At 40.4% G+C, this 3,814-nt stretch carries 2 protein-coding genes and 1 pseudogene; all 3 read left to right on the plus strand.

The features are described 5' to 3' along the window. The first annotated feature begins 267 nt into the window (after positions 1-267). Positions 268-1,698 (plus strand): hypothetical protein, encoded by a 1,431-nt coding sequence (locus RM811_RS00555; RefSeq protein ID WP_402519674.1) that lies wholly within the window; start codon positions 268-270, stop codon positions 1,696-1,698. A gap of 273 nt (positions 1,699-1,971) precedes the next feature. Next, positions 1,972-3,408 (plus strand): transposase, encoded by a 1,437-nt coding sequence (locus RM811_RS00560; RefSeq protein WP_402519676.1) that lies wholly within the window; start codon positions 1,972-1,974, stop codon positions 3,406-3,408. A gap of 146 nt (positions 3,409-3,554) precedes the next feature. Then, positions 3,555-3,814 (plus strand): annotated as a pseudogene (locus RM811_RS00565) (transposase); the annotation flags it as partial.

A 3,814-nucleotide genomic window follows, 5' to 3' on the forward strand; every position in this document is an offset into this window, starting at 1 on the left:
ATCGCTCGCTGTGTTCGCCGGGCGTGGCTTTGTGGTCAGGATGATTTTTCGGGAAAAAACTTTGAACAGAAAACCGGGGTCAGGTCTTTCTTCTTTAAAGATACAAACCGGTTATGATTTTTCAGCTTAAAATCGGAATGGTCAGGTCTTTTATATCGCAAATAGTAACCTACGACGATGGTTATTCAAGAAGAAAGACCTGACCCCGGTTTTTATTTTATGCACTAAGGTTTTGTATGAATTTGTTTTATTTTATGCACTAAGGTTTTGTATGAATTTGAGCTACTCCCAGCAGTTTTTGAGAAGTTACCAACAGAAGGGTTTCAAAAAATGAACCTAGTATTTATATGTGATAGTGTTCATGCCTGTTCTTATTGTACTGTGGATGGGGCAACTAATGAGACCAAGGTTGAAGAAAAAAATTTTATTCTCAGCTCAGAAAACTTGTCATGTCGTGGCAAGGTCATTAAATACCAGACAGACAAAACTTATTTATTTGATCCTCATACAACCAAAATAATAAGCATACCTGATATCTACACATTTGTCGTTATCGATGAACAACTGTGTAAAATTGTCGGCCCTCACGTTAAAAACCTTAGAGAGAGGAAAATTTTGGTAGTTACTGAAAACCGGAAAGAAAGCAGACTCTGCTATCTCCTATCAACAGAATCGAAACAAACCAACCCCAACAAGGGGAATGAATCTCGCTCAACGGAAAGTATATGCAAGCATTGCCAGTATATTTATGACTCTATGCCGCCGCCTATATCAAACCAACACAATTTTCACCACTGCAATGATGATGATATCACCCATGTCCTGCATGCCTCACATCAGCTAGGCCTATATCGTCCTGGCACCACCAATATCCGGGATAACCCGAAAGATGACAAAACCCAGCTCTGGGAGGTATTACACCAAGCTGGCACAATAGTCAACGCTACCTTTACCATTAAAAAAACTACACTTATACAGAGCAAAGAATATACACTTATATCACATTCAGGTGGGTTAGCTTGTTGCCGCCCCAGAATAATAATCCATAGCGAATCAAAGCCTCTAAAGGAGATAGACGAAACCAAATGGAATAATTATCTTTACGAGAAAATCTTAAAAACTTGTCCTGCTGATAATGACACGATATCTATCGAATTGCGCAAAGAAACAATTGACTTGAAACTCCTAACCATCGATACAACGATTAGAGAATATCAGACTCGGGCAAACCAACTCCTTAACCGTAAGGAGACAGACGTAAATTCAAAAGAAAAAATTGTGGACGCATTAACATTTACCAAAACATTACAAAATGAAGTGTTAACAAATAAAAAAATCATTAAGGACATAATGCTTGGGGAAATGGCAATTAAACACCCGCAGCCTTTCATACAAATAGCACCTGAGCATATGCACAATGCAACTATTCAAGCCATGAAGGAATCTCAAATAAAGGAAAAACAAAACCTATCAATCATCAACCCTTCCGACAGCAATGCTTTCAGATTCGACCAATTGACAAGCCTGCCATTAAGTTCCAAACATGGCGAATCTGAAAGTAAAACTCCGGAAACATCCGAAATGCAATTTATAAATGAACATACCAAAGAATTAGAAGCACTAATAACCTGTGGTACTCATCTGTTTACTATACTGGAGCCTTTGACAATAAAACAAGATGACTCTGAATTGGAGTAACAGACTCAGTAACCGGGGGCAAGAGCGCTGTTTACGTTATTAGTGGAAACCTTCCCAGACAAGCTACATTGCCCAATTTGTGTGGTTAAACCCTCATCTGAAGCTCCCAAATCAGGGGTTCCACTTTTATCTTCAACAGCGCCGGGGGCAAGGTTAGATAAATTAAACTGGCAAACAATTATCTTTCCGGAATAAAAACAAAGCTTTCATCCTAAATTCAGCAGTTAAAGGTTTCGACTAAACTGTAACCCCTCTAATACAAAGGGATTCAGGATGGTTTTAGTACCTAAACCAACTCACCCTGAGGGTGAGCCGAAAGAGCTCGGCAAACCGCTGTCATCTGCCACCATTGAGGTAGATACATTTGAAGGAAAGATTCATGTCGAGTGGGAACCGGGCGCATCGGTAACTCCAATGGGACAATTAGATTTTTTTATTCAGTTTCTAAAAACCGGATGCTGGTTTGAACCTTGGGTTATTGATTGTCCGTTAGTTTATACAAGCAACAACGCCTCTGGTAAAGTTAATGTTCTTGACTCTCTTCTTCTCTCGATACTGTCGGGTCATAAGCGTTATGCTCATATTGCAACGTTAACAGGAGATGGTGTTAATTCTAAATTGCTGGGCATGAAGAAGGTTGTCAGTGATGATACTGCTCGTCGAGGACTTCTTAAAATTGATGAAGAAGAAGGCGTTGAATGGTTACAGGACCATCTGCAACAATGCTACGAACCTTTATTAAGGATTCCGTGGATAATGGATGTCGATGTGACAATAAAAACAATCTATGGTGATCAGGAAGGGGCTGTCATAGGTTATAATCCGCATAACCACGGCCGACCTTCTCACACCTATCATACTTACATGATAGCTAATTTAAAGTTGATTCTTGAAGTCGAGGTTCAACCAGGTAATCAGGGGAATAGCGCCCATTCATTGCCGGGGTTAATTAGTTTATTAAAACGCCTTCCAAAAGAATGTTGGCCTGAATTTGTTCGGGGTGATTGTGATTGGGGCAGCGATCGAGTAATGACAGAACTTGAACAAATCGGATGTGGTTATCTGTTCAAAATAAAGAAGACAGTAAACGTCAAGAAAGCCATACATCATGCACACTGCAGCGGAGGTTGGACTCGCTATGACAAGCACTGGGAAGGCAAGGAAGCTACATTAAAACTGTCTTTATGGACAAAAGAAAGACGTATTGTTATTGTCCGGAGAAGGCTTCCAAAAAATGATGTTTTATTACTGGAGCACGATAGTAAAAAAGGTCAAAAGGAACTCGACTTCATTGAAGATCCGGAAAACATAAAGCTCTTTGAATACTCAGTATTAGTAACAACTCTTGATAATGATGTTGCTTCAGTTATTGATCATTACCGAGACCGGGCTGATTGCGAGAACAACTTTGATGAAATTAAAAACCAGTGGGGTTGGGGAGGTTATACCACTCAAGATTTAAAGCGATGCCGATTTATCTCAAGAATGGTTGCCTTAATCTATAACTGGTGGACGCTCTTTGTCAAATTAAGTAATCCAGATTCGCACAAGGAATCAATAACAAGCCGTCCGTTATTAATGAGTGCAATTGGGAGGCTAACCGAAAGTGGCCGTCAGCAAACAATAAGCATTACCAGCCAACACAATTTAATGAAAAAATACAAGAAATGCAGACGAATCTGTGTGATTTTTTTGATTCAATTAAAATGATTGCTCCGCAGTTGAATCCTATTGACGCATGGTGTCGTATATTGACCCGAGCGGTATCAAAATTTTTCCTGATTACCACCGACCTTACGTCATGAGCCAGCTGCTATAATAAACGTCGATAGTCATGTGTTTTGGAGGTGAAACTGATGTGTAAAAATATCATTCAGTTCCAAAAAGGCATTAGCATTAGGCGATTTCTGGCTAATTACGGCAGTGAAGATCAGTGTGAGAACGCGCTGTTCTCCTGGCGCTGGCCAGATGGCTTCCAATGCCCGAAATGTGGTTCCCGCAGTTTCTGAAAGCTTCACCGGAAAGCTGAATTCCAGTGCAATTGTTGCCGTTGCCAAACCTCGCTTACCAGCAACACCATCTTTGACTCAACAAAGCGGCCTCTAGCTACCTGGTT

This window comes from Endozoicomonas sp. (assembly GCF_031844845.1).
In the GTDB taxonomy this organism is placed as follows: Bacteria; Pseudomonadota; Gammaproteobacteria; order Pseudomonadales; family Endozoicomonadaceae; genus Endozoicomonas.

Coding starts and splice junctions, on each gene's coding strand:
- RM811_RS00560 (WP_402519676.1), top strand. CDS start 1,972: ATGGTTTTAGTACCTAAACCAACTCACCCTGAGGGTGAGCCGAAAGAG.